General features: G+C 70.7%; 24 protein-coding genes. 2 read left to right on the top strand and 22 right to left on the bottom strand.

Annotated features, from left to right (window positions below; translation table 11 throughout):
* Positions 1-96: 96 nt before the first annotated feature.
* The gene (locus ACH3VR_RS18500; protein ID WP_397557795.1) at positions 97-1,491 is read right to left on the bottom strand and encodes a dipeptidase; all 1,395 of its coding nucleotides are present in this window, start codon (positions 1,489-1,491) and stop codon (positions 97-99) included.
* 49 nt (positions 1,492-1,540) lie between these two features.
* On the opposite strand from ACH3VR_RS18500, the gene ACH3VR_RS18495 reads away from it, so the two are divergent.
* The gene (locus ACH3VR_RS18495; RefSeq protein ID WP_397557794.1) at positions 1,541-2,107 is read left to right on the top strand and encodes a DUF3043 domain-containing protein; all 567 of its coding nucleotides are present in this window, start codon (positions 1,541-1,543) and stop codon (positions 2,105-2,107) included.
* Positions 2,108-2,143: 36 nt separating this feature from the next.
* Here ACH3VR_RS18495 and ACH3VR_RS18490 read toward each other — a convergent pair whose 3' ends face one another.
* The 7 genes from ACH3VR_RS18490 to ACH3VR_RS18460 all read right to left on the bottom strand — a co-directional run bounded on the left by ACH3VR_RS18490 (position 2,144) and on the right by ACH3VR_RS18460 (position 11,583).
* Entirely contained in the window at positions 2,144-3,169 is a 1,026-nt protein-coding gene (locus ACH3VR_RS18490; protein WP_397557793.1) for a quinone-dependent dihydroorotate dehydrogenase, read from the bottom strand.
* Positions 3,170-3,200: 31 nt separating this feature from the next.
* Positions 3,201-3,674: a transcriptional regulator NrdR gene (gene nrdR, locus ACH3VR_RS18485; RefSeq protein ID WP_397557792.1), complete on the bottom strand. Its 474-nt coding sequence runs from the start codon at positions 3,672-3,674 to the stop codon at positions 3,201-3,203.
* A gap of 21 nt (positions 3,675-3,695) precedes the next feature.
* Complete coding sequence (hisD, locus tag ACH3VR_RS18480; RefSeq protein WP_397557791.1) at positions 3,696-5,027, bottom strand: histidinol dehydrogenase; 1,332 nt, start codon at positions 5,025-5,027, stop codon at positions 3,696-3,698.
* Positions 5,028-5,068: 41 nt separating this feature from the next.
* Complete coding sequence (locus ACH3VR_RS18475) at positions 5,069-6,118, bottom strand: hypothetical protein (protein ID WP_397557790.1); 1,050 nt, start codon at positions 6,116-6,118, stop codon at positions 5,069-5,071.
* 125 nt (positions 6,119-6,243) lie between these two features.
* The gene (gene dnaE, locus ACH3VR_RS18470; protein ID WP_397557908.1) at positions 6,244-9,714 is read right to left on the bottom strand and encodes a DNA polymerase III subunit alpha; all 3,471 of its coding nucleotides are present in this window, start codon (positions 9,712-9,714) and stop codon (positions 6,244-6,246) included.
* Positions 9,715-9,848: 134 nt separating this feature from the next.
* Positions 9,849-11,009 carry a hypothetical protein gene (locus tag ACH3VR_RS18465; RefSeq protein WP_397557789.1) on the bottom strand — a complete coding sequence of 387 codons (1,161 nt, stop codon included), beginning with the start codon at positions 11,007-11,009 and terminating at the stop codon, positions 9,849-9,851.
* The gene (locus ACH3VR_RS18460; RefSeq protein WP_397557788.1) at positions 10,984-11,583 is read right to left on the bottom strand and encodes an RNA polymerase sigma factor; all 600 of its coding nucleotides are present in this window, start codon (positions 11,581-11,583) and stop codon (positions 10,984-10,986) included. Before ACH3VR_RS18460 ends, ACH3VR_RS18465 begins: the two co-directional genes overlap by 26 nt.
* Positions 11,584-11,685: 102 nt before the next feature.
* Between ACH3VR_RS18460 and ACH3VR_RS18455 the strand changes: the two genes are divergently transcribed.
* Complete coding sequence (locus tag ACH3VR_RS18455) at positions 11,686-12,159, top strand: NUDIX hydrolase (protein WP_397557787.1); 474 nt, start codon at positions 11,686-11,688, stop codon at positions 12,157-12,159.
* Positions 12,160-12,186: 27 nt separating this feature from the next.
* Here ACH3VR_RS18455 and ACH3VR_RS18450 read toward each other — a convergent pair whose 3' ends face one another.
* From ACH3VR_RS18450 to murD, 14 genes are all read right to left on the bottom strand, one after another.
* Positions 12,187-13,203, bottom strand: coding sequence for a polysaccharide deacetylase family protein (locus ACH3VR_RS18450; RefSeq protein ID WP_397557786.1), 1,017 nt, complete (start codon positions 13,201-13,203; stop codon positions 12,187-12,189).
* Positions 13,204-13,246: 43 nt separating this feature from the next.
* Positions 13,247-13,816, bottom strand: coding sequence for a GNAT family N-acetyltransferase (locus ACH3VR_RS18445; protein ID WP_397557785.1), 570 nt, complete (start codon positions 13,814-13,816; stop codon positions 13,247-13,249).
* A 32-nt stretch (positions 13,817-13,848) separates the two neighbouring features.
* Positions 13,849-14,769, bottom strand: coding sequence for an RluA family pseudouridine synthase (locus ACH3VR_RS18440; RefSeq protein ID WP_397557784.1), 921 nt, complete (start codon positions 14,767-14,769; stop codon positions 13,849-13,851).
* Between the two features lies 1 nt (position 14,770).
* Positions 14,771-15,391 carry a signal peptidase II gene (lspA, locus tag ACH3VR_RS18435; RefSeq protein WP_397557783.1) on the bottom strand — a complete coding sequence of 207 codons (621 nt, stop codon included), beginning with the start codon at positions 15,389-15,391 and terminating at the stop codon, positions 14,771-14,773.
* Positions 15,392-15,400: 9 nt separating this feature from the next.
* Positions 15,401-15,988, bottom strand: coding sequence for a DivIVA domain-containing protein (locus ACH3VR_RS18430; protein WP_397557782.1), 588 nt, complete (start codon positions 15,986-15,988; stop codon positions 15,401-15,403).
* A 158-nt stretch (positions 15,989-16,146) separates the two neighbouring features.
* Complete coding sequence (locus ACH3VR_RS18425) at positions 16,147-16,446, bottom strand: YggT family protein (protein WP_397557781.1); 300 nt, start codon at positions 16,444-16,446, stop codon at positions 16,147-16,149.
* 9 nt (positions 16,447-16,455) lie between these two features.
* Positions 16,456-16,917, bottom strand: a complete 462-nt coding sequence (locus ACH3VR_RS18420) for a cell division protein SepF (RefSeq protein WP_397557780.1) — start codon at positions 16,915-16,917, stop codon at positions 16,456-16,458.
* A 43-nt stretch (positions 16,918-16,960) separates the two neighbouring features.
* Positions 16,961-17,647 carry a YggS family pyridoxal phosphate-dependent enzyme gene (locus ACH3VR_RS18415; RefSeq protein ID WP_397557779.1) on the bottom strand — a complete coding sequence of 229 codons (687 nt, stop codon included), beginning with the start codon at positions 17,645-17,647 and terminating at the stop codon, positions 16,961-16,963.
* Between the two features lie 26 nt (positions 17,648-17,673).
* Entirely contained in the window at positions 17,674-18,813 is a 1,140-nt protein-coding gene (ftsZ, locus tag ACH3VR_RS18410; RefSeq protein ID WP_397557778.1) for a cell division protein FtsZ, read from the bottom strand.
* A gap of 149 nt (positions 18,814-18,962) precedes the next feature.
* Positions 18,963-20,045, bottom strand: a complete 1,083-nt coding sequence (locus ACH3VR_RS18405) for an FtsQ-type POTRA domain-containing protein (RefSeq protein ID WP_397557777.1) — start codon at positions 20,043-20,045, stop codon at positions 18,963-18,965.
* Between the two features lie 5 nt (positions 20,046-20,050).
* Positions 20,051-21,457 carry a UDP-N-acetylmuramate--L-alanine ligase gene (murC, locus tag ACH3VR_RS18400; RefSeq protein ID WP_397557776.1) on the bottom strand — a complete coding sequence of 469 codons (1,407 nt, stop codon included), beginning with the start codon at positions 21,455-21,457 and terminating at the stop codon, positions 20,051-20,053.
* Between the two features lie 141 nt (positions 21,458-21,598).
* Complete coding sequence (locus ACH3VR_RS18395) at positions 21,599-22,690, bottom strand: UDP-N-acetylglucosamine--N-acetylmuramyl-(pentapeptide) pyrophosphoryl-undecaprenol N-acetylglucosamine transferase (protein ID WP_397557775.1); 1,092 nt, start codon at positions 22,688-22,690, stop codon at positions 21,599-21,601.
* A complete protein-coding gene (gene ftsW / locus ACH3VR_RS18390) occupies positions 22,687-23,943 on the bottom strand; it encodes a putative lipid II flippase FtsW (protein ID WP_397557774.1) in 1,257 nt (418 codons plus the stop codon). The genes ACH3VR_RS18395 and ftsW overlap by 4 nt, the downstream gene beginning before the upstream one ends.
* Complete coding sequence (murD, locus tag ACH3VR_RS18385; protein ID WP_397557773.1) at positions 23,897-25,441, bottom strand: UDP-N-acetylmuramoyl-L-alanine--D-glutamate ligase; 1,545 nt, start codon at positions 25,439-25,441, stop codon at positions 23,897-23,899. Before murD ends, ftsW begins: the two co-directional genes overlap by 47 nt.
* Positions 25,442-25,486 lie beyond the last annotated feature (45 nt).

Here is a 25,486-nt window from a genome sequence, read left to right as displayed (position 1 = left end):
GGTCGTGGCCGCGCCGGTGGCGCGATCGCAGCGGTTGACTCGATTCTACGACGCCCGGCGGGGCCGAGGCTCGAAGGATGCCGTACGCCGCCGTCGTCAGAGCGTGCGGGCGTCCAGCTTCTCGAGCAGGAGCGCCTCGGCGACGAGGGCGTTGCGGAACGTGTCGAGGTGCAGCGACTCGTTGGGGCTGTGGGCACGGGCGTGCGGATCCTCCACGCCCGTCACGAGGATCTGGGCGCCTTCGAACTCCCGCACGAGGTCGGCGATGAACGGGATCGAGCCGCCCACGCCCATGTCGACGGGATCGACGCCGTACGCGTCGCCGAGCGCCGCGCGCGCGTCGGTGACGGCCCAGCCGCTCGTGTCCACGAGGAACGGGTTGCCGAACTCGTGTCCCGTGAACTCGAGCTCCGCGCCGAAGGGAGCGTGCGCGCGCAGATGCGCCTCGATCGCCTGGTAGGCGCTCTTCGCCTCCTGGCCGGGTGCGACGCGCGCGCTGATCACGACCGTGATCTCGGGCGACAGCGTGTTCGAGGCGTTGACGACGCTCGGGGCGTCGATGCCGGTCACCGTGATCGACGGCTTGTTCCAGATGCGGCTCAGGATCGTGCCGCGTCCGATCGGGCTGACGCCGGAGGGCAGGCCCGCCTCGTCGCGGAGCGTCTCCTCGGTGTAGTCGGGCGTCGGCGTGTCGCGCTCCGTGAGCCCCTCGACGGCCGCCGCGCCGTCGTCGTCCCACAGCGTCGCGAGGAGCTGGACGGTCGCCATCATGGCGTCAGGCACGGCTCCCCCGAACATGCCGGAGTGGGAGGCGTGCTCGAGCGTGCGCACCCGGAGCCGGAACTTGGCATTCCCACGCAGCGAGACGGTGAGGGCAGGGGTCCGGGAATCCCAGTTGCCGGAGTCGGCGACGACGATGACGTCGGCGCGCAGGGCGTCGGCGTGGTCCGAGAGGAACTGCGCGAAGGAGAGCGAGCCGGCCTCCTCCTCCCCCTCGAAGAACAGTGCGACCCCGAGGTCGAAGTCGTCGCCGAGCGCCTCCTTGAGGGCGCGGAGCGCGCCGACGTGGGCCATGATGCCCGCCTTGTCGTCGGCGGCGCCGCGGCCGTAGAGCCGACCGCCGCGCACGGTGGGCTCGAAGGGCGGCGACTCCCACAGGCTCTCGTCACCGACCGGCTGCACGTCGTGGTGCGCGTAGAGGAGGATCGTCGGCCGTCCGTTGCGCGCGGGGCGCGACGCGAGCACCGCCGGCATCCCCCGTCCGCCCGTCTCGGGGATCGCCGCATCGGCGATCGCGACCGTCTCGAACAGGCCGGTCGCCTCGACGAGCGCCTTGACCGCCTCGGCGCTGCGCCGCACGGGTGCGGGGTCGAACCCGGGGAACGCGACAGAGGGGATGCGCACGAGGTTGCCGAGATCGGCGAGGGCTGCGGGGACGCCGGCGAGCGCGGCGTCGCGCACAGCCTCTGCACGGGTGAGGTCAGAGGTCATGCGGGTAATCTTAAGGGCACCCCTTGACACCGCCTCCCGAGGAACTCCCGTGGCACAGACACCCTCCGCCCCCAACGACGCGCCGTCGGAGGCGCCTTCCTCCGGATCGAGCAAGGGTCGCCCGACCCCCTCGCGGGCCGAGCAGGAGGCCGCCCGCAAGCGTCCGCTCGTCCCCGACACCAAGGAGGCCAAGGCTCGCGCCAAGGCCGACCTCGCGCAGCAGCGCGACAAGGCCCGCGCCGGAATGGCCGCGGGCGACGACCGCTACCTGACGGCACGCGACAAGGGTCCGCAGCGCCGCTGGGTGCGCGACTACGTCGACGCCGGCTGGCACCTCGGCGAGGCCGTCATGCCCGCCATGGTGCTCGTCATCATCATGACGTTCGTGCCGATCACGGCCCTGCAGTACTACTCGTTCATGGGCCTGTGGCTGTTCATCTTCCTCGTCATCGGCGACATGGTGTGGACGTCGATCCGCGTCAAGCGCGCCGCGAAGGCGAAGTGGGGAGACAAGGTCGAGAAGGGCCTCGGCTGGTACGCCGCCATGCGCTCGATCCAGATGAAGTTCCTGCGTCTGCCCAAGCCGCAGGTCAAGCGCGGCGAGCACCCGAAGTAAGCCCGAGAAGCCCCGCCGACCGGCGGGGCTTCTGCGTCAGCCGCGCGGCGCGAGCCCGCGGTTGATCTGACGCGCCCACAGCGGGCCGCGATAGAGGAATGCCGTGTAGCCCTGCACGAGGTCGGCGCCGGCATCCCGTCGCTCCTGCACGTCGGCGGCCGTCTCCACGCCGCCCACACTCACGACGCAGAAGTTCTCGGGCACGGCGCGTCGCAGGATCCGCAGCACCTCGAGCGCGCGCGCCTTCAGCGGGGCCCCGGAGAGCCCGCCGTCCCCCGCCGCGGCGACGACGGCCGGATCGGTGGCGAGTCCTTCGCGCGAGATCGTGGTGTTCGTCGCGATGATGCCCGCGAGGTGCGTGTCGACGGCCAGGGTCGCGATCGCCTCGATCTCGTCGTCGGGGAGATCGGGCGCGATCTTGACCAGCAGCGGCGTCGCACCGGCGGCATCCCGAACCGCCTGCAGGAGAGGACGCAGGGTCTCGACGGCCTGCAGACCGCGCAAGCCGGGCGTGTTGGGCGACGAGACGTTGACGACGAGGTAGTCGGCCAGCGGCGCGAGCAGACGCGCGCTCGTGACGTAGTCGGCGGTGGCGTTCGCGACGTCGACGACGCGGCTCTTGCCGATGTTGACGCCGAGCACGGGCCGCCGGCGACGCCGGCGCAGACGGCGCAGGCGTGCTGCCGCAGCCTCGGCGCCCCGGTTGTTGAACCCCATGCGGTTGACGACGGCGCGGTCGGGAATGAGCCGGAACAGGCGCGGCCTGGGGTTGCCCTCCTGCGGGATGGCGGTGAGCGTGCCGACCTCCACGTGCCCGAATCCGAGCGCGCCGAGTCCCGCCGCCCCGCGCACGTCCTTGTCGAAACCCGCCGCGACGCCGAAGGGCGAGTCGAAGTCGAGGCCGAGGGCGCGCGTCCGCAGCGCCGGATCGGGCTTGGTGACGGCTCGGGCGGCCCAGGAGAACGGCGGGACGCCGAGGACGCGGATCACGAGCATCGCGGCGTGGTGCGCCGACTCGGGGTCCATGCGCGACAGGACGGTCCGGAACAGGAGGGGATACATCCTCTCCAGGCTACCGACCCGCCGGGCAGGCTCAGGACTCGGCGGAGCCCCGGGCCGGTGCGTGGTCGGAACGCAGCTGGGCGATCGCGCTCTCGAAGTCCTCCAGCGAGTCGAACGCCTGGTACACGCTCGCGAAGCGCAGGTAGGCGACCTCGTCGAGCGTGCGCAGCGGGCCGAGGATCGCGAGGCCGATCTCGTTCGTGTCGACCTGCGAGGCGCCCGTCTGCCGGACGGCCTCCTCCACCGTCTGGGCGAGCACGGCGAGGTCGCCCTCCGTCACCGGCCGGCCCTGGCATGCCTTGCGCACACCGGACATGACCTTCTCGCGGCTGAACGGTTCGATGACCCCCGAGCGCTTGATGACGTTCAGGCTCGCGGTCTCGATCGTCGAGAAGCGCCCGCCGCACTCCGGACACTGACGACGGCGACGGATGCTGAGCCCGTCGTCGCTCGTGCGCGAGTCGATGACGCGCGAATCCGGATGACGGCAGAAGGGGCAGTGCATGGCACCGACAGACTACGCGACTCAGTCGCCGGCGCGGCCGCTGTGCTCGTCGGACGGCTCGAACCGCGCCTCGACGGCCTCGCCGTGGGCCGGGAGGTGCTCGGCGTTCGCCAGCGCGACGATGTCGTCGCGCACGGCCTCCAGCGCCGCGCGGTCGTACTCGATGAGCTGCTGCGGCCGCAGGAACGTCGCGGCCGACAGGCCGGCCGAGTAGCGCGCCTGTCCCCCGGTGGGCAGCACGTGGTTGCTGCCGGCGAGGTAGTCGCCGAGGCTCACGGGCGAGTCCGCGCCCACGAAGACCGCCCCCGCGTGCACGAACTCGTCGGCCTTGGGGTCGGCCAGGTGGAGTTCGAGGTGCTCGGGGGCGTAGGCGTTGCTGAACGCGGTCGCGACGGCGAGGTCGTCGACGAGCACGATGGCGGACTGCGGGCCGCGGAGTGCCGCCGCGACGCGCTCGGCGTGCAGCGTGCGGGCCGCGCGCCCCGCGGTCTGTGCCGCGACGGCATAGGCGAGGGCAGCCGAGTCTGTCACGAGCACGGCGGCAGCCTGCTCGTCGTGCTCTGCCTGGCTGATGAGGTCGGCCGCGACGAGCCCGGGGTCGGCGGTGTCGTCGGCGACGATGAGGATCTCGGTGGCGCCCGCCTCCGCGTCGGTTCCCACGAGGCCCGCGACGGCGCGCTTGGCGGCGGCGACGAAGTTGTTCCCGGGGCCGGTGACGACGTCGACGGGCTCGAGGCCGAGCGACGCGACGCCGTGCGCGAAGGCACCGATGGCGCCGGCCCCGCCCATCGCGTAGACCTCTTCGACGCCGAGGAGCTTCGCGGCGGCGAGGATCACGGGGTGCACGCGACCGCCGTTCTCGCGCTGCGGCGGCGACGCGAGTGCGACCTCGGTCACGCCGGCGACCTGTGCGGGCACGACGTTCATGACGACGCTCGAGGGGTAGACGGCCTTGCCGCCGGGGACGTACACGCCCACGCGGCGGACGGGCTGCCAGCGCTGCACGACGCGGGCGCCGGGAGCGAGCTCGGTCACCGACGGCGCCGGGATCTGCGCCGCCGAGGCCGTGCGAACGCGCTCGATCGCGTGCTCGAGCGCCGTTCGCACGGCGGGGTCGAGCGTCTGGAGGGCCTCGTCGAGGTGCGCCGCGGGCACGCGGATGTCGTGTCCCTCGACGCCGTCGAAGCGGGCCGCCTGCGCGCGCAGCGCCGCCTCGCCCTGCTCGGAGACGTCGTGGACGATCGCCGCGGCGGTCGTCAGCGCCTCTTCGCGGGCGGCCGTCGCACGGGGGACGGTCGCAAGCAGTTCGGCTGAGGTGAGGGCGCGGCCGCGGAGGTCGATCGTGCGGAGCATCCGTTCAGGCTATCGCGCCGCGCGATGCCGCTCCTGCCGGCTCAGCCGCGCGTGACGCCCGTCGTGTCGTGGAGGTAGCCGATGCGGCCGTCCTCGTGGCGCATGACGAAGACGTCGCCGCGATCCTCGATGACGAGCGCCCACGCACCGGGACCGATGCGCCACAGCGGGCGGCCCTGCTCATCGGTGACGTCGCGCTCCTCGGGCACGAGCGCCCAGAACGCCTGATGCCGCACGGGCGCATGCTGCTCAACCGTGGGCTCGGTGTGCGCCGTCTGGTACGGGGCCGTGTACGCGGCCGGCTCGGCCCATGAGCTGTCTGTGGGCTGCGCGGCGTAGGGCGAGCCGTAAGGCTCCTGGGCGGGCTGATCGGCCGTGGCGACCGGGGCGGCGACGGCTGCGGCCTCTGCGGCCTCCGCGGGAGACGGCTCGGGGCGCGGCGCAGGCGCGGGGCGCGGCGCGACGGGGCGCGTCGGGCTCGCGTTGCGGTGCGCGGGAACCTCGGGACGATAGCGGAAGTCTTCGCACAGCGCGGGGATCAACGGCGCGAACACCGTGAGGATGACGCCCGCCAGCATGAGCACGGCCTCGACCCACATGACCCACGAGCGGGCCCAGATGCCGTTGTCGATGGCGAAGGCGACGGTTTCCCAGATGTAGGTGATCCAGACCACGGTGGACACCGAGAAGGCGACCGATGCGAACTGGTCGACGCCGAGCGACCCGACGCGGCGGATGCCGTCGGGCGAGAGCCGGCGCAGAGCGATGAGGAAGACGGCGATGGTCGGCACGCCGATCGTGAGGATCCAGCCGAGACCCGACGTCCACACGGAGTCGAAGCGGACGGGGTTGAGGGAGAAGAACGACACGACGAACGCGACGAGCCACACGCCGCCCAGCGCCACCTCGCGCACCGAGAACGGACCCACGCCGTACTGCGGAGGCACCTCGGAGCTCTCGGCGGCCTCTGCCATGCCGGGCGCTGCCACGCCGGGCTCAACCGCGCCGGGCTCTGCCGCTTCGGCCTCGATGGCGCCGGCGTCGCCTGCTCCGTCGAAGGCTCGTTTGTCGTCCAGTTGCTCGTCGGCCACGATGTTCCCTCTCCCTGCGCCGAGCCACGGCGCAACGTCCCGATCCTACTCATCACCCGTGAGACCACGATGAGGACGCAGCGGCGCTGCGCCGATTCATCGGGCCGTCACTTCTGCCGGGTCGCTCAGCCCAGGCACTGCGGACCGAGGAGGCCCTTGAGCTCGCCGTAGAGGTCGGCCGTCACCTGCACGGGCATGGGAACCTCGAACACCTTAGCGATCGACCCCTTGTGCAGTCGCAGCGTCACCTCGGTGTCGCCGCTGTGGCGGCCCAGCACGGCGGCGAGCTCGTTCACGAGGCTCTCCGTGGCCCGATGCTCGGGCACGACGAGGATGAGGGGGCCCGAGGCATCCACCGCTCCCAGATCGGGGGCGAACGCCGACTGCGCGTGCAGATTGAGCCCGTCGTCGCGCCGCGACACGCGTCCGCGCACGACGAGGATCGAGTCGGCCTGCAGCATCGACGCGAACTCGGTGTACGTCTTGCCCATGAACATGACGGTCACCTCGCCGTTGAAGTCCTCGACCGTGATCATGCCGTACGGGTTGCCGCTCGATTTCGCGACGCGGTGCTGCACACTCGTGACGAGGCCGGCGACCGTGACCTGCTCGCCGTCTTCGATCGTCTCGGAGGAGAGGAGGTCGTGGATGCTGAGCGACGCGTGCTTCGCGAGCGGGATCTCCAGGCCCGCCAGCGGGTGGTCGGACACGTAGAGGCCGAGCATCTCGCGCTCGAACGCGAGCTTGTCCTTCTTCGTCCACTCCGGACGCTCGGGCACCTTCTGTGTCTGCTGCGGCTCGTCGTCGCCCCACAGGCTGTCGAAGTCGAATCCGACCTCGCCGTTGGCCTCGCGGCGCTTGTCGAGCACCGCCTGCTCGGTCGCGTCCTCGTGGATCTCCATGAGAGCGCGGCGCGTCGAGCCGAGCGAGTCGAACGCGCCCGCCTTGATGAGCGACTCGATCGTGCGCTTGTTCGCGACGTGGGCCGGCACCTTCGTCAGGAAGTCGTGGAAGCCGACGTACGAGGCCTCCTTGCGGGCAGCGACGATTCCGTCGACGACGTTGGCGCCCACGTTGCGGACGGCGCCGAGGCCGAAGCGGATGTCCTCCCCGACGGCGGCGAAGTACCGGATCGACTCCCCCACGTCGGGCGGCAGCACCCTGATTCCCATGCGGCGGCACTCGTTGAGGTAGACCGCCATCTTGTCCTTGGAGTCGCCGACGCTCGTCAGCAGCGCTGCCATGTACTCGGCCGGGTAATGGGCCTTCAGGTAGGCCGTCCAGTACGACACGAGGCCGTACGCGGCCGAGTGCGCCTTGTTGAACGCGTAGTCGGAGAAGGGCAGCAGGATGTCCCACAGCGCCTTCACGGCGCCGTCGCCGAACCCGCGCTCCTTCATGCCGCCGGAGAAGCCCTCGTACTGCTTGTCGAGCTCGGACTTCTTCTTCTTGCCCATCGCACGGCGGAGGATGTCCGCTTGACCGAGCGAGAAGCCCGCGACCTTCTGCGCGATCGCCATGACCTGCTCCTGATAGATGATCAGGCCGTAGCTGATGTCGAGGATGTCTTTCAGCGACTCCTCGAGCTCGGGATGGATCGGCGTGACCTCCTGCTGGCCGTTCTTGCGCAGCGCGTAGTTGATGTGCGAGTTGGCACCCATCGGGCCCGGGCGGTACAGCGCGATGACGGCCGAGACGTCTTCGAAGTTGTCGGGCTTCATCAGGCGCAGGAGCGAGCGCATCGGCCCGCCGTCGAGCTGGAACACGCCGAGCGTGTCGCCCCTCGTGAGCAGTTCGTAGGCCTCGCGGTCGTCGAGAGCGAGGTGCTCGAGGTCGAGCTCCTCGCCGCGGTTCATGCGGATGTTGTCGAGGGCGTCGGAGATGATCGTGAGGTTGCGCAGCCCCAGGAAGTCCATCTTGATGAGGCCGAGCGTCTCGCACGACGGGTAGTCGAACTGCGTGACGATCTGGCCGTCCTGCTCGCGGCGCATGATCGGGATGATGTCGAGCAGCGGCTCGGACGACATGATGACGCCCGCCGCGTGCACGCCCCACTGGCGCTTCAGCCCCTCGAGCCCCAGTGCGCGATCGAAGACCGTCTTGGCCTCGGGATCGGTGTCGATCAGCGCGCGGAACTCGCTCGCCTCTTTGAACCGGGGATGCTGCGAGTCGTACATGCCGCTCAACGGCATGTCCTTGCCCATGACGGCGGGCGGCATCGCCTTCGTGAGCCGCTCGCCCATGCTGAACGGGAAGCCGAGCACGCGCCCGGCGTCTTTCAGGGCCTGCTTCGACTTGATCGTGCCGTACGTGACGATCTGGGCCACGCGCTCGGAGCCGTACTTCTCCGTCACGTAGTCGATCACCTCGCCGCGGCGGCGGTCGTCGAAGTCGACGTCGAAGTCGGGCATCGAGACGCGGTCGGGGTTGAGGAAGCGCTCGAAGATGAGCCCGTGCTCGAGGGGATCGAGGTCGGTGATGCGCATCGCGTAGGCGACCATCGAACCGGCGCCCGAGCCGCGGCCCGGCCCGACGCGGATGCCGTTGTCCTTCGCCCAGTTGATGAAGTCGGCGACGACGAGGAAGTAGCCGGGGAACCCCATCTGCAGGATGATGCCGGTCTCGTACTCGGCCTGCTTGCGGACCTTGTCGGGGATGCCGGCGGGGTAGCGGTAGTGGAGCCCCGTCTCGACCTCTTTGATCAGCCAGCTGTCTTCGGTCTCGCCGTCGGGGACGGGGAAGCGCGGCATGTAGTTCGCGCTCGTGTTGAACTCGATCTCGCAGCGCTCGGCGATGAGGAGCGTGTTGTCGCAGGCCTCGGGGTGGTCGCGGAAGATCTGCCGCATCTCCTGCGCGGTCTTGATGTAGTAGCCGTCGCCGTCGAACTTGAAGCGGTTCGGGTCGTCGAGGGTCGAACCGGACTGCACGCACAGCAGGGCGGCGTGGGCGTCGGCCTCGTGCTGGTGCGTGTAGTGGGAGTCGTTCGTCGCGACCAGCGGGATGTCGAGGTCTTTCGAGAGGCGGATGAGGTCGGTCATGACCCGGCGCTCGATCGACAGCCCGTGGTCCATGATCTCGGCGAAGTAGTTCTCCTTGCCGAAGATGTCCTGGAACTCGGCCGCCGCCGCGCGTGCCGCGTCGTACTGGCCGAGGCGGAGACGGGTCTGCACCTCGCCCGACGGGCAGCCCGTCGTCGCGATGAGGCCCTTGCCGTAGGTCTCGAGCAGCTCCCGGTCCATGCGGGGCTTGAAGTAATAGCCCTCCATGCTCGACAGCGAGCTGAGCCGGAAGAGATTGTGCATCCCCTCCGTGGTGCGGCTCCACATCGTCATGTGGGTGTAGGCGCCGGAGCCCGAGACGTCGTCGCTCTTCTGCTCGGGCGAGCCCCACGCGACGCGCGACTTGTCGCTGCGGTGCGTGCCGGGCGTGACGTACGCCTCGAGCCCGATGATCGGCTTGACGCCCGCATTCCTGGCCGCGTTGTAGAACTCGAACGCGGCGAAGGTGTTGCCGTGATCGGTCACCGCGATGGCCGGCATGCCGTACTCGGCCGCCGCCTGGGTCATCGCGCCGATCTTCGCGGCCCCGTCGAGCATCGAGTATTCGCTGTGCACGTGCAGATGGACGAAGGAATCGGATGCCACGCATCGAGTCTACGAAGAGGTGCCGACAACCCGGCGGATGCTCGCCCGCGAGTGCCGCCCGACTGTCGGCCTGAGGGGCGGGGAGGTCACGGAGCCGAGTCGACCACGGAGACGGTCGTGGTCACGCGGAAGTCCGGCACGGAGTCGGGGACGATCGAGCCGCCGAGCTCGCGGAACGTGCTCGTGCTCGCCACGACGAGCCCCGTGTCGGTGTCGATCGAGAGCGTGGAGGAGCGCACTCCCTGTGACACGGGGAAGGTGAACCCCAGTGTCGTGACCGAGCCGTCGACGGATTCGATCGTCGTGCCCTCGATGATCGCGAGCGCCCGGAACATCGCCTGGCGGAGATCCGCGGGGGCCGCATTGAGCTCGAGATCCTGGATCAGCACCTGCACCGCCTGCGCGTCGGGGTCCACCACGTTTCCCGCTGCGAGCCGGTTCCGGTGCCATTCGAACAGCGCGGCCGGGTTGCGCGGCAGCTGGGCGAAGTACTCGTCCGAGGCGTAGATCGGCCCGGTCGCCCCGCCATCGCCCACGAAGTCGAGTCCGCCCTGGAAGTGCTCGATCATCGGCTGGAGGCTGAACAGCCCGCGCCACTCGTCAGCTCGGAACTGCCCCTCAGCACCGTACACAACGGCGATTCGGGGATCCGTCTCGAACTCGCGAACCCATTCCCCGGAGCGCTCGGCGGGGATGTAGGTGCTGTATCCGCTCCTCGAGATCCAGGCCGCTGTCGCCGCCTGCCGTGAGACGTCGTACGGAGAGTTCTCGTTGACGCCCTGCGCGAAGAGCACGAGCTGCTCGGTCTGGTTGCGCACGCGGAGATACTGGCCCTGAGTGAGGGGAGTCACCGACGTGACGGCGAGCACTGCCGCCCGCTCGAGCACATCCGTCGCCGTCGGGACGGTCGGGGAGGCCGGGACAGTCGGGGCGGTCGGCTGAGGAGGCGGTGCGACGCTGACATCAGGAGTCGGTGTCGGTGTGACATCGGGGGTGGGTGTCGCGGCGATGTGCGTCGTCGGGATGGGATCGGGGGCTCCCGCGATCACGATCGTCGTGACGGTCGCGGCAGCTGCGATGGCCAGCCCGCCCATCCCGCCGCCGACCCCGATCGTCCACTTCCACCGTCGCCGTCGGGCCGGCTCGGCGGAAACGGCGGCTGCGAGCCTCTGCCGTGCCGCGGCGAGGCGTTCCTCGGGAAGCTCGATCTCCGAGCCCCAGTCACGCACGCGATCCAACAGGTCCATCGACCGCTCCTCCCTCGAGATCCGCCGCAGCTGCGGCCGGTGCTCCCGCCGCCAGCCGGCGGCGCACTCTGTTCAACCTCGATCGCACCGTGCCGGTCGGAACCCCCAGCGCGTGCGCCACCTCGGTGTAGGTGAGATCGCCCCAGGCATAGAGCAGGAGCGTGTCGCGGTCCCTCGCCGGGAGCTTCGCGATGCTGGGCGCCAGAGACCGCAGGGATGCTTCGGCGTCGGCGCGATCGGCGGCCTCCTCGAGCGCTCCGTCGCCCTCCCCGATCTCTCGTCCCGCGAGCATGACCAGGGAGCGCCAATGCGCGGCCTCGACCGCCCGATGCTTCTTGAGTACGCGAGAGGCGATCCCGAGCAGCCACGGCGTGGCCGACTGCCAGGCCGCGTCGAAGTCTTTGCGCCGACGGAAGGCGACCAGGAACGTCTCGCTCAGGATATCCTCCGCCGCAACGACGCCGACCCGGCGGGCCGCGAAGCGGCCGACCATCCTGGCATGCTGCTCGAAGAGCTCGGCGAACACCGCCGGCTCCTCCACGGAGCGGAGGATGATCTCGCTGTCTGTGCTCACATTAGGTATTGCCTGATTCGGGCTCAGTGGTTCACGTATTCAGTGTGACGCAGCGACGGCTCCACCGCAGGAGGTGGTGTGCTCCGCCTGTAGCGTGGGGTCATGGCGACCCCCGAATTCGTCCTCGAGCTGCGCCGCCTCGTCGGCACCAGGCCCCTCTCGTTCGTCGGCGTCACCGCCGTCGTCATCCGCGAGGGCCAGGTGCTGCTCGGCCGCCGCAGCGACAACGGCCGGCTGACACCCATCACGGGCATCGTCGATCCGGGCGAGGAGCCCGCCGACGCCGCTGTGCGGGAGGCCCTCGAGGAGGCGGACGTCGTCATCCGCGCGACCCGGCTCGCCGGCATCCATCAGGTCGACCGCGTCACCTACGAGAACGGCGACCAGGCCGACTATCTCGACGTGACGTTCCGGTGCGATTGGATCTCGGGCGACCCCTTCCCTGCCGACGGCGAGCTGACCGAGGTCGGCTGGTACCCGCTCGACGGACTCGACGAGGTGCGTCCCGACATGCTGCGGCGCATCGAGCAGGCGCTCGCGGTGACGGGCGAAGCGCACTTCCTCGGGGGCCGCTGACCGGGAGCGCCATCGTCGGCGGCCGGCTCAGCCGTCGACGTGCACGAACTCGAAGCCCCTCGCGAGCAGGTCGGCCACGGCATCCAGCGCTCCCGGGCTCGTGCCGCCCTCGGGATGGTTCATGTGGGCGAGCACGATGCCCCCGGCCTGCGCGCGGCCGAACTCCTGTCGCACCGTGCCCGGACCGAACGTCGCGCCGCCGTCGCCGTTGACGGAGAAGCCGATCGGCGTCTCCCCGAGGTCGTGCACGATCTGCGCCGCGATCTCGTCGTAGTGCGCCGTGCCGGCCCGGAAGAAGCGCGGGGGCGCGCCGGTCAGGCCCGTGAGCACCTCGTGGTTGCCCCACACCTCGTCGACGGCCTCCTGCGGCGACCGGGTGCCGGGGATGCCGTAGGCCCCACGGCCCGCGACCGACAGCGGCACGTGCGCCGTGCCGTGGTTGCCGAGCACGAAGAGCGGATCGGCCGCGAGGTCGGCCGCGAGCTGCGGATTCGCCTGGATCCACCGGCTGTTGAGGAAGAGCGTCGCCGGGATCGCGGCCGCGCGCAGCCCCGCGATGAGCTCTGCGTCGAAGCCCGAGCCGCCTCCACCGCCGCACGCGTCGAAGGTGAGGGCGACGCGCGGGGCGCCGGACGGACCGGTCGGCGCGAGCAGCGTGGAGCGGACGCCCGCGACATCCGTCCCCCACTGCGTGGGAACGGCGCCGGCGAAGCGGGCCGCGACCGCCGCGCGATCGGGCTGGGCGTTCTCCGTCGAGGTCGGCGTCGGAGTCGCAGTCGGCGTGGATGCGGGAGTCGGCGTTGCGGGCTCGGCAGGAGCGGCGGAGGCCCGCCTCGGCTCGGCTGTCGCCGTCGAGGCGTGCGACGGCGCCGGCGTACGGTCGTGACCGGAGGGCGAGGGATGCTCCGACTGCGGCGGACCGGACGGTCCCGACGTCGTCGGCTCGACCGGCGCGCACGCCGAGAGGAGCGCGGCCCCCGCTGCGACGGCAGCGATGAGCAGCGCCCGACGTCCGAGCGACGACTCCTCCACGTCGACCCCCAAGTCAACGCACCGCGGGATGCGGTCGGCTCAGCCTAACTCCGTGTCACGCGAGATCGAGGCGCATCAGCACGCGGGGAAAGCCGCCCGCCACCGATTCCGTCTGGGCGGCCTTCCGGAAGCCGGCCTTTTCGAACAGCCTCCTCGTGCCGACGTACGCCATCGTCAGGTCGACCTTCGCGCCCTCGTTGTCGACGGGGTAGCCCTCGATCGCCGGCGCACCCTCCGCGCGGGCATACTCGACGGCGCCTGCCAGGAGGGCGTGCGAGATCCCTTGGCCGCGGTGGCCGGGCCGCACCCGGATGCACCACACCGACCACACGTCGAGGTCGTCGACATGCGGGATTCTGCTGTTCGTCGCGAACGACGTGTCGGCGCGCCGGTGCACGGCCGCCCACCCGACGACCTCCGCACCCTCGTAGGCGAGCACTCCGGGCGGACCCTCCGCCATGAGATCGCGCACCTTCTGCCCGCGCTCGGGGCCGTGCAGCGCGAGGTTCTCCTTCGAGGGGATTCGGTAGCTCAGGCACCAGCAGACGTTCGACGTCGGCTTCTTCGGCCCCACGAGCGTCGCGACGTCGTCGAATTCCGTCGCGGGCCGTACGTCGATGGACATGCCGGAAGCCTGCCACGGGCCCCCGACAGCGGTCAGTCGCCGCGCAGGACGCCGAGCGCGTGCGCCAGATCCGCCGGGTAGTCCGACCGGAACGTCACCCAGTCCCCCGTGAGCGGGTGCGCGAACGAGAGCTCGTGCGCGTGCAGCCACTGGCGGGTGAGTCCCAGTCGGGCCGACAGCGTCGGATCGGCGCCGTAGAGGGGGTCTCCCACGCACGGATGCCGGTGCGCGGCCATGTGCACGCGGATCTGGTGCGTGCGGCCCGTCTCGAGGTGGATCTCCAGGAGTGACGCACCGGGGAACGCCTCGAGCGTCTCGTAGTGCGTCACGGAGTCCTTGCCCGCCGGGGTCACGGCGAACTTCCACGAGTGGGTGGGATGCCGTCCGATCGGCGCGTCGATCGTCCCGGCCAGCGGATCGGGGTGGCCCTGCACGACGGCGTGATAGATCTTCTCGACCTCGCGCTCCTTGAATGCCCGCTTGAGCGCCGTGTAGGCACGCTCCGTCTTGGCGACGACCATGAGCCCGCTCGTGCCGACGTCGAGCCGGTGCACGACGCCCTGGCGCTCCGCGGCGCCGGTCGTCGCGATGCGGAAGCCGCCCGCCGCCAGGGCGCCGAGCACGGTGGGACCGTCCCAGCCCAGCGACGGATGCGCCGCGACGCCTGCCGGCTTGTCGACCACGACGATGTCGTCGTCGTCGTAGACGATGCCGAGATCGGGCACCTCGACGGGCACGACCTCGGGCTCGCGGCGCGCCTCCCACTCGACCTCGAGCCACGCGCCGCCGCGGAGCTTGTCGGACTTCGCCAGAGCGCGGCCGTCGAGCCGCACGCCACCTGCCTCGGCGACCTCTGCCGCGAACGTGCGCGAGAAGCCGAGCATCTTCGCCAGTGCGGCGTCGACCCTCACGCCGTCGAGCCCGTCGGGTACGGGCAGACTCCGCGAATCCACGTCAGTCCTGGGATCCGGATGCCTCGGCCGTGGCATCCGTTCCGTCGCCGTCCTGCCGACCGGCGACCTCGTCGCGCGCGGTGCCGTCGGCCTCCTCGGCGGATTCCTTGCGGTGCCGCGTGCCGTCGAGGTGGGGACCGGCCAGCACGAGAAGCGCGATCCCGATCATCATCGACACGATGAAGATGTCGGCGACGTTGTAGATCGCGGGCATGAGCCACGGCGTGTTGATGAAGTCGACGACGTGTCCGACGGCGAAGCCCGGTTCGCGGAAGAGCCGGTCGGTGAGGTTGCCCAGCACGCCGCCGAGAAGCAGCCCGAGAGCGACGGCCCACAGGCGTGAGCGCACGCGCGTCGCGGCGAGCCAGACGATGACGACGGCGACCACGGCGAGTGCGATCGTGAACACCCACGTGATGCCCTCGCCCATCGAGAACGCCGCGCCGGAGTTGCGGATGAGATAGAAGATCAGGAAGTCGCCGATGACGTGAACCGGCTCCTCAGGGGGCAGGTTCTCGATCGCGAGGTACTTCGTGAACTGGTCGGCGGCCAGCACCACCCCCGCGAGAATCGCGATGATGATGCCGGCCGCCGCCTGTCGAAGGGGGGCTCGGCCTGTCAAAGACCGGTCCTAGAGGCCGACGGCCGAGACCGGGGTCGGTCCCGACGAGTTCGCCGTCGTCTCGAGGTCGCGCAGGTGGCTCTCGATGTACGAACGCAGCTGCTGGCGATAGTCGCGCTCGAACTGACGAAGCTCGGTGATGCGGCCCTCGAGCGTCGCACGCTCGCGGTCGAGGCGGGCGAGCTCTTCGCGGCCCTTGGTCTCGGCCTCGGAGACGATCGCGGCGGCCTGCGCCTGCGCGTCCGAGATGAGCTGGTCGCGCTTGGCCTGGCCCTCGGCGACGTGCTCGTCGTGGAGGCGCTGGGCGAGCTCGATGATGCCGGCGCTGGCGGCGGCGGGCGGCGCGCCCTCGGAGACGGGAGCCGGCGCGGGCGCGGGTGTCGGTGCCGGAGCCGGAGCGGGGGCCGCGGCGGCGGGCGCCGAGCCGGACTCGTAGGCCGCGAGCTTGGCCTTCAGCTCTTCGTTCTCGGCGATGGTCTTGCGCCACTCGACGACGATCTCATCGAGGAAGTCGTCCACCTCGTCCGGGTCGAAGCCCTCCTTGAACCGGACGTGCTGGAATTGCTTGGTGACGACGTCATCGGGGGTCAAAGCCATTGTGATTCCTCTTTCGAGCGCTCAGGTCGCCGGCGTTGCGGAGCGGTTCCGCCCCGGGGCGGGCGGACCGTCCCAGCAAAGCATAGTCGCCGCACTTGGGAGGGTGCAGGACGCGTGTCGCCGTACGACGCGGATTGCGGGTGTTCCGACGCGCTGAGTCAGCCCGCGATCGAACGGGTGATCGAAAGCAGCACGAAGCACAGGAGCATCGTGAGGGCGAAGCCGAAGTCGAGTGCGACCTGACCGACGCGCAGCGGAGGGATGAAGCGCCGGAAGAGCTTGAGCGGCGGATCGGTCACGGTGTACACGACCTCGGCCACGACGAGTCCCGCCCCCTTCGGGCGCCACTCGCGGTTGAAGAAGGGGATCCAGTCGAGGACGAGCCGGATGAGCAGGATGAGGACGTAGATCAGCAGCAGGGTGTTGAGGACTGCGGCGATGACGCGGATGACATCCACGACTCGAGTCTACGGAGCGAAAGGGACCGACTCGGGATCGGCCTGCGCGACCGCCCCGTCGCCGGAAACGTTGACGCTCTCGGGCGAGAGCAGGAACACCTTGCTCGTGACCCGCTCGATGCGGCCGTACAGGCCGAGCGAGAGCCCGCTGGCGAAGTCGATCAGGCGCCGCGCGTCGGCGTCGCTCATCTGCGAGAGGTTGATGATGACGGGGATGCCGTCACGGAAGTTCTCGGCGATGACCTGCGCGTCGCGGTACTGCTTGGGATGCACCGTGAGGATCTCGCTGATCGCGGACGGCGCCGGCTGACGCACGACGGCGGGTCGATGCAGAGGAGTGATGGGGGCAGCGGGCTTCTCCACCGGCTGGACCGCCTTTCGATTAGTCGGCTGAGGCGCGGGCTCCTCGTAGACCTCTTCCTCATCGGCGAGTCCGAGGTAGACCATCGTCTTCTTGAGCGGGTTCGACATCGCATCCTCCGTGTGTGCTCGCCGTGTCCTCGTCCATTCGAGGCTAACGGCGCTCCGGCCTGGGTCCAGTGATTGCGGAGCCGATCCGCAGGTGTGTCGCACCCGCCGCGATCGCCTCGGGGAAATCTCCCGTCATGCCCGCCGAGATCCAGTCGGCATCGGGGATGACGGTGCGTACGCGGGCGCTGCACTCCGCGAGCCGCGCGAACGCGGGCGCAGGGGGCTCGTCGAGCGGGGCGACGCCCATGACCCCGCGCACGCGCAGCGTGGCGCGCGCTGCGGTGTGCTCGGCGAGCTGTTCGAGATCGCCGGGCGCGACGCCGCCGCGCCCCGGATCGTGGGTGAGGTTGACCTGCAGCAGCACGTCGAGGAGAGGCATCCCCTCGCCTGCCGTGTCGAGCGCGTCGGCGAGGCGCGCCCGGTCGACCGAGTGCACGACGGATGCCGCGGCCCGGATCGCGCGCGCCTTGTTGGTCTGCGCCTGCCCGATGAAGTGCCAGCGCAGGCCCTCGCGGGGCCCGAGCTCGCGCTCCTTCTCGGTGAGCTCCTGCTGCCGGTTCTCGCCGACGTCGCGTACGCCCAGCCCGTACAGCTCGTCGACGAGCGACGCGGGGTGGAACTTCGTCACGACGATGCGCGTCAGCGCGCTCGGATCGCGGCCCGCCGTATGTGCGGCGTCCGCGATCCGGGCGTCGACCTCCGCGAGCCGGTCGGCTATATCAGAGTTCACCCCGGTTCCTGAGCGACGCCGAAGGACTACTTCAGGAAATCGGGGATGTCGAGGTCGTCGTCGCCGAACGCCGAGTCGTAGGTCGTGTCGGCCGACACGCTCACCGACACGGGCTCCCGCTCGAAGTCCTTGGCGACCTCGTCGGCGGGAGTGCTCGGCAGCGCAGGGGTCGCGGGCGCGACGCGGGCCGCCACGATGGGCTCGATGCGCGCCTGCGGCTCGCCGCCGTCGAAGCCCGCCGCGATCACCGTGACGCGCACCTCGTCGCCGAGGGTGTCGTCGATGACGGTTCCGAAGATGATGTTGGCCTCGGGGTGCGCGGCCTCCTTGACGAGCTGGGCCGCATCGTTGATCTCGAAGATGCCGAGGTTCGACCCGCCCTGGATCGACAGGAGCACGCCGTGCGCGCCTTCGATCGACGCCTCGAGCAGCGGCGATTCGACTGCCAGCTCGGCCGCCTTGATGGCGCGGTCGGCTCCACGTGCCGAGCCGATGCCCATGAGGGCCGAGCCTGCACCCTGCATGACCGACTTGACGTCGGCGAAGTCGAGGTTGATGAGACCGGGGGTCGTGATGAGGTCCGTGATGCCCTGGACACCGGCCAGCAGCACCTGGTCGGCCGTCGCGAAGGCCTCGATCATCGAGATGCCGCGATCGCTGATCTCCAGGAGTCGATCGTTCGGCACGACGATGAGGGTGTCGACCTCTTCCTTGAGCTTGGCGACGCCGGCCTCGGCCTGACTCTGCCGGCGACGGCCCTCGAACGAGAAGGGCTTGGTCACGACACCGATCGTGAGAGCGCCGATCGACTTCGCGATCTTGGCCACGACGGGTGCGCCCCCGGTGCCCGTGCCGCCGCCCTCCCCAGCGGTGACGAAGACCATGTCGGCGCCGCGCAGGGCCTCTTCGATCTCCTCCGCGTGGTCCTCCGCCGCACGACGACCCACTTCCGGGTCGGCGCCGGCGCCGAGTCCGCGCGTGAGCTCGCGCCCGACGTCGAGCTTGACGTCGGCGTCGCTCATGAGCAGCGCCTGCGCGTCGGTGTTGATCGCGATGAACTCCACGCCGCGCAGACCGAGTTCGATCATGCGGTTGACCGCGTTGACGCCGCCGCCGCCGACGCCGACGACCTTGATCACGGCGAGGTAGTTCTGGTTCTGGCTCATGCCGGCCTCCGTGTTCCCCGAACCTTCAACCTCAAGTTGAGGTATAAAGAATTGCCCGGTATGCAATTCCTGAGTTCGAAGGTAGGCGGGTGCATCCACGGGGCGCGCACGCGCGTGGGCGTGTCGCGACATCGCGGCGCGGATTCGTGTCAGCGCACGACGATGGCTGCCGGAGACGAGACGTCGTACACGCTCACGTCGGCCGGCGGCCGGGACTTCATGGTCGTCTCGAGCACGAGAGCCTTGAGCGCGGACTGGTCGGCGCTCCCCCAGATCACCTGCGTGTTCGTGTCGCCGAGGGTCAGCGTCACGTCGTCGGGCGTCGACGCCGACACCGCCGTCACCTGATCGCGGATCGAGGCGGGCAGCGTGCGCATGACCTGCCCGACGGCCTCGAACGCATCCGACGACGTTCCGCCGGTGATCGTCAGGAGCGGCGTGCCCGCCGCGGGTGTCTCGGTCGTCGAGAGCGCGACGCCCGCTGCGTCGACGAGGGTGTATCCGGCTCGCGTCTTCATGAGGCCGATCGGCAGGCGCTCGACGATCCGCACGACGAGCTCGTGCGGCGGCCGTGCCTCGAGGGAATAGCTCTGCACGAGCGGGAAGGCGATGAGGTCGGCCTTGACGGCGCTCTCGTCGACGAGCGGCAGCGGCGTGCCGAGCTGCTCCGACAGCGCCTGCTCCACGGCGCCTGCGTCGAGGAGCGACGTGCCGACGACCGTGATGCGCTCGACGCCGAACAGCGGGCTGTAGGCGGCGGCGAGCGTCGTGAGCACGAGGAGGAGGACGGATGCCGCGGCCCCGATCCAGATCATCCGCCGACGGCGCTGGCGCACCGTGAAGCGCCGCACCTCGGCGCGCAGCGCCCTGCGGCGCGCTCGCGCCGCCCGCCAGACGTCGCGCAGCCGGACAGGCTGATCCTCCTCGGCGGTCGGCACGCGCTCGCCCTGCGTCATATCGGGCAGGGGTGCCGGCGCGGCATCCGGGCGTGCCGCTCCGGGGAGCGGGGTGGGCGCCGTCATCGGGATGACGGGAGCCAGCACCTCGTCGCGCTCGGCCGGCGAGATCGTGACGCCCGGCGATGCCTCGTAGGCCTCGCCGCGCTTCTGGGTCGGTGCCGTCTCGGCGGGTGCCTGCTCGACGGGCGCCGACTCGACGGCATCCCTCTTCCTGGCAGCCGGCTTCTCGGCGGCGGGGCGCGGCGCCTGTGGGATCGGGGTCGGCCGGCGCATGGAGGCTACTCCCCCGGCGTCGTGCGCGAGAGCGCCTCGAGCACCTGCGGAATGATCCGGTAGACGTCGCCGCAGCCCAGCGTGATGACGTAGTCGCCGTCGCGCGCGACGGTTGCCGTGTAGTCGGCGGCGGCCTGCCAGTCCGGCACGTAGGCGACGTGGCTCGCGTCGCCGAACGCACCGCTGACGAGTTCGCCCGTGACGCCCGGCACGGGGTCTTCGCGCGCGCCGTAGACGTCGAGCATCACCGTGTGGTCGGCGTACCGCTCGAGCACCTCGGCGAACTCGCGATACATCTCCTGCGTGCGCGAGTACGTGTGCGGCTGCTGGATCGCGATGATGCGACCGTCGCCGACGACCGTGCGCGCGGCGCTCAGCGCGGCGGCGACCTCGGTCGGGTGGTGGGCGTAGTCGTCGAAGACGCTCACTCCGCGCTGCACGCCGTGCAGCTCGAAGCGCCGGACCGTGCCGGCGAAGCCCTCGACGGCGCGGACGGCCGGCTCGAGCTCGTGGCCCAGCGTGAGCAGCACGGCGACCGCGCCGGCGGCGTTGATCGCGTTGTGCGCTCCGGGCACCGGGAGCTGAGCCTCGACGGTGTCACCGTCGTGGGTGAGGCGGAACGACACGGGGCCGTCCGTCACGATGTCGGTCAGGCGCACCGTCGCGTCGGCCGCCTCGCCGAACGTGACGATGTTCGGGTGCGTGAGCTCCGTGGCGACGCGCCGCGCACCGGCGTCGTCGGACGAGATCACGACGGCTTCGCGCGCCTCGTTCGCGAACCGGGCGAACGCGGCGTAGAAGGCGTCGCGCGTCCCCCAGTGGTCGAGGTGGTCGGGATCGACGTTCGTGATGAGCGCGATCGAGGTGTCGTAGAGCAGGAACGTGCCGTCGGACTCGTCGGCCTCGATGACGAAGAGGTCGTCGTCGCCCGTGCCGCTCGAGACGCCGAGCTGGGCGATGACGCCGCCGTTGACGAACGTCGGGGCGACACCAAGGTCGCGCAGCGCTGTGACGATCATGCCGGTCGAGGTCGTCTTGCCGTGGGCCCCCGCGACGGAGACCAGGCGCCGGCCGCCGATGAGCCAGTACAGCGCCTGCGAGCGGTGGATGACGTGCAGCCCGCGCTCCTTCGCGAGCACGAACTCGGGGTTCTCGGGCCAGATCGCGCCGGTGTGCACGACGGTGTCGACGTCGTCGGCGAGGTTCGCCGCGTCATGTCCGACGTACACCGTCGCGCCGAGGTCGGCGAGCTCGCGGAGCGCCTGGCTGTCGGCGCGGTCGGAGCCCGACACGCGGATCCCGCGCTCGAGGAACATGCGGGCCAGGCCCGACATCCCCGAACCGCCGATGCCGATGAAGTGCGCCGCGTCGATGTTCTCGGGAATCGGAAGGCTCAAGTCGGGTCTGATCATGACCCGACAAGTCTAGGTTGGCCCGCCGAGGGTCGGTGCAGGCCGCCCGCGCGCCGGTCGCTCCGTCGGACCATTGCACCGGATTCGGACGCGCCGGCAAGACACGCCCGATCTTCGTGGAATCGTCCGAAATGGATGCCGTCAGCGGGCGAGCGCCTCGTCGAGCATCGCGATGACGTTCTCGGTGCCGGTGCGCGTGCCGACGGATGCCGCGGCCGAAGCCATGCGGGCGCGCCGCTCGTCGTCGCGCAGCAGCGGCAGCACCTCGGCGCGTACGCGATCGGCGGTGAAGTCGGCGTCCGCGATGAGGACCGCGCCGCCCGCACGCACGGCGGAGCCGGCGTTGAGCGCCTGCTCGCCGTTGCCGACGGCGTAGGGCACGTACACGGCGGGGATGCCGAGCGCGCTGATCTCGCTCACGGTCGCCGCGCCCGAGCGCGACACGATGAGGTCGGCGAGGGCGAAGGCCAGGTCCATGCGGTCGACGTAGCGCACGACGGCGCAGCCGGCGACACCGGGATCGGGCAGGTCCGAGTTCGACCCCGTCACGTGGAGCAGCTGCCACCCTGCGCCGAGCACGTCGCGCCACGCTTCGCCGAACGCGTCGTTGAGGCGCTTGGCGCCGAGGGATCCGCCGAAGACGAGGAGCGTGGGCCGCTCGGGATCGAGCCCGAAGTGCGCGGCGGCCTCGGACCGGAGTGCGGCACGGTCGAGCGTCACGATCTCGCGGCGCAGCGGCATCCCGACCACCCGGCTGCGCTTGAGCGGCGTGCCCTCGAAGGCGACGCCGACCCCTGCGGCGCTCCGCGCGCCGAGGATGTTCGCGAGCCCCGGACGCGCGTTCGCCTCATGCACGACGAACGGCACGCGCTCCCGGCGCGCCGCGACGTACGCGGGCGCCGACGCGTAGCCGCCGAAGCCCACGACGACCTCGACGCCGTGGCTGCGGATGTGCTCGCGGACCTGCGACACGGCGCGCGAGAACCGCTGGGGGAAGGCCGCGGCGGCGCCGTTCGGGCGACGCGGGAACGGCACCTTGTCGACGAACAGCAGCTCGTAGCCGCGCAGCGGCACGAGGCGCGCCTCGAGGCCCTCCCGTGTGCCGAGCACGAGCACGTCGGCGTCGGCGTCGCGCTCGCGCAGGCCGTCGGCGACCGCGAGGAGCGGATTGACGTGGCCGGCGGTCCCGCCTCCGGCGAGGAGGTACGTGCGTCTCGTCGGGGCTTGAGTCACCCTGGAATCTTCGCACGCGGCGCGCGGGCTGCCCGAACCGGGCGCGTGCGGCCGCGGGTCGGCAGCGACCGCGCGAAGGAGAGCAGGATGCCGCATGCGAGGAGCACCGACAGCAGCGACGTGCCGCCCTGCGACATGAACGGCAGCGGCACGCCGAGCACAGGGAACACGCGCAGCACGACGCCGATGTTGATGAGCGCCTGGCCGACGATCCAGACCGTGATGGCGCCGGAGACGATGCGCACGAAGGGGTCGTCGGTCTTGCGGATGACGTGGAACGCGCCGACCGCGAAGAGGGCGAACAGGCCCAGCACGACGATGCAGCCGATGAGGCCGAGCTCTTCGCCGACGATCGCGAAGATGTAGTCGTTGGCCGCCGCGGGCAGCCACGAGTACTTCTCCTTCGAGTTGCCCAGGCCGAGCCCGAAGATCCCGCCGCCGGCCAGGCCCCAGATGCCGTGCAGCGGCTGGTAGCACGAGTCGAAGTAGTCGGCGAGGCAATTGGGGTCGAGGAAGCTCATGATGCGCGCGACGCGGTTGGGGCTGATCGCCGCGAACACGGCCGCCCCGATCGCACCGAGGATCGCGGGCAGGATGAAGATCCGCAGCTTCACGCCCGAGAAGAAGAGCGCGCCCAGGGCCGCCAGTGCGATGACCATCGCCGTGCCCATGTCGTCGCCCGCCATGACGGCCGCGAGCACGAGCACCGTCACGGGGACGAGCGGGATGAACACGTGCACCCACGAGCCGAGCAGCGTGCGCTTGCGGAAGAGCACGTAGCCGATCCACAGCGCGATCGTGAGCTTGAGGAACTCGGCCGGCTGGGCCTGGATGCCGGCGATGACGATCCAGTTGCGGTTTCCGTTCGCGGTCACGCCGAGGGGCGTGAACACGAGCATCTGGAACAGGATCGCGAGGATGAGGGCGGGCCACGCGGCGCGCTTCCAGAACTCGATCGGCAGGCGGCTCGCGATGAACATGAGCGGGATGCCGAGCAGGGCGAACATCCCCTGCTTGAGGACCGCCTCGTAGGGAGGCAGTCCCGCGGCCGTCGCGGTCGCCGACGTCGCCGACAGGATCATGACGAGCCCGAAGCCCGTCAGCAGGAGCGCCGTCGAGGTGATGAGGAGGAACTCGCTCGGCAGGGGCGCGAAGACCTTGCCGAGGTTCACACGGGCGGACAGGCCCCGCTTGGCGGGTGCGGGGTCAGGGTGTATCGCCGGCGGCCGGGTCGGCGTCGTCGTGCTCGCCATCGGCCCCCCTCGCGATCATCTCCCGCACGGCCGCGGCGTACCGACGGCCCCTGTCGGCGTAGGACGAGAACTGGTCGAAGGATGCTGCGGCGGGAGCGAGGAGCACCACGTCCCCGTCGCGCGCGATCCCGGCCGCCAGTTCGACGACCTGCGCCATGACCTCTTCAGTCTCATCGGCGTCCACCTCGAACACGGGGACGTCGGGCGCGTGTCGCGCGAACGCCTCGACGACGGCATCCCGCTCCGCTCCGATGACGATCGCGGCCTTCGAGCGGATGCCGCGTACGGCCACGAGGTCGGAGATGTCGACGCCCTTGAGGAGGCCCCCGACGACCCACACGGCGCCGGGGAAGGCCGCGAGGGAGGATGCTGCGGCGTGCGGATTCGTCGCCTTCGAGTCGTCGACCCACGTGACGCCGGCTGCGACGGCGACGACCTCGATCCGGTGCGGATCGAGACGGAAGCCCCGCAGCGCCTGTCGGATCGCGGCGGGACGCACGTCGAGCGAGCGGGCCAGGGCGCTCGCGGCGAGGATGTTCGCGACCACGTGCGGCGCGGAGAGGCCGAGACCTGCGAGCTCGTCGACCGTCGTGAGCTCGAGCGCGCTCGTGCGGCGGTCTTCGAGGAAGGCACGGTCGACGAGGATGCCCTCGACGACGCCGACGTCGCTCGGACCGGGCACGCCGAGGTCGAACCCGATCGCGCGGGCGCCCTCGACCACGTCGGCGTCCTCCACCATGTGCCTGGTCGCCTCGTCGGCCTTGTTGTAGACGCACGCGACCCGCGTGTTGTCGTACACATGCGCCTTCGCCTCGCGGTACGCCTCGGACGAGCCGTGCCACTCGAGGTGGTCGTCGGCGAGGTTGAGGCACACCGCGGCGTGCGGCGAGACGGGGTCGGGGCCGGACTGCAGCCCGAGGTACCAGAGCTGGTGGCTCGAGAGCTCGACGACGAGCGCGTCGAAGCCGGCGGGATCGCGGACGGCGTCGAGCACGGGCGTACCGATGTTGCCGACCGGCGCGGCGCGCAGGCCGCCCTCGACGAGCATCGTCGCGGTCAGACGCGTCGTGGTCGTCTTGCCGTTCGTGCCCGTGATGAGGATCCAGTCGGCCGGGCGCCCGTCGTCGCGCACGACCTTGTCGCGCACGCGCCACGCGAGCTCGACGTCACCCCACAGGGCGACACCGGACACCCGCGCCCACGCGATGACGGGATGCTCCGGCGCGAACCCGGGCGACGCGACGACGACCTCGGGGTCGAACGAGGCGAGCTCGGCGGGCACCGTCGCGAGCGAGCCCGTCCACAGTCGGGCGCCGATGACGGGGATAAGCCGCTCGTACTCCTCATCGGCCTTCTCGGTCACGACGAGCACGTCGGCGCCGAGCTCGGCGAGCGTGTCGGCGACGGAGAAGCCCGTCACCGAGAGGCCGAGCACCGCGACGCGGAGACCCCGCCAATCCGCCCGCCAGCTGGTCAGGGAATCAAGGCGAGAGGTCATGCGGCAGCAGTCCCTTCGATCAGCACAGTGTGCCGGCTGGTGAGG

Origin of the sequence: Microbacterium alkaliflavum (assembly GCF_044325405.1) — a bacterium.
In the GTDB taxonomy this organism is placed as follows: Bacteria; Actinomycetota; Actinomycetes; order Actinomycetales; family Microbacteriaceae; genus Microbacterium; species Microbacterium alkaliflavum.
The sequence above is the reverse complement of the archived record's forward strand: the minus strand, read 5'-3'. Positions and strand labels throughout refer to the sequence as shown.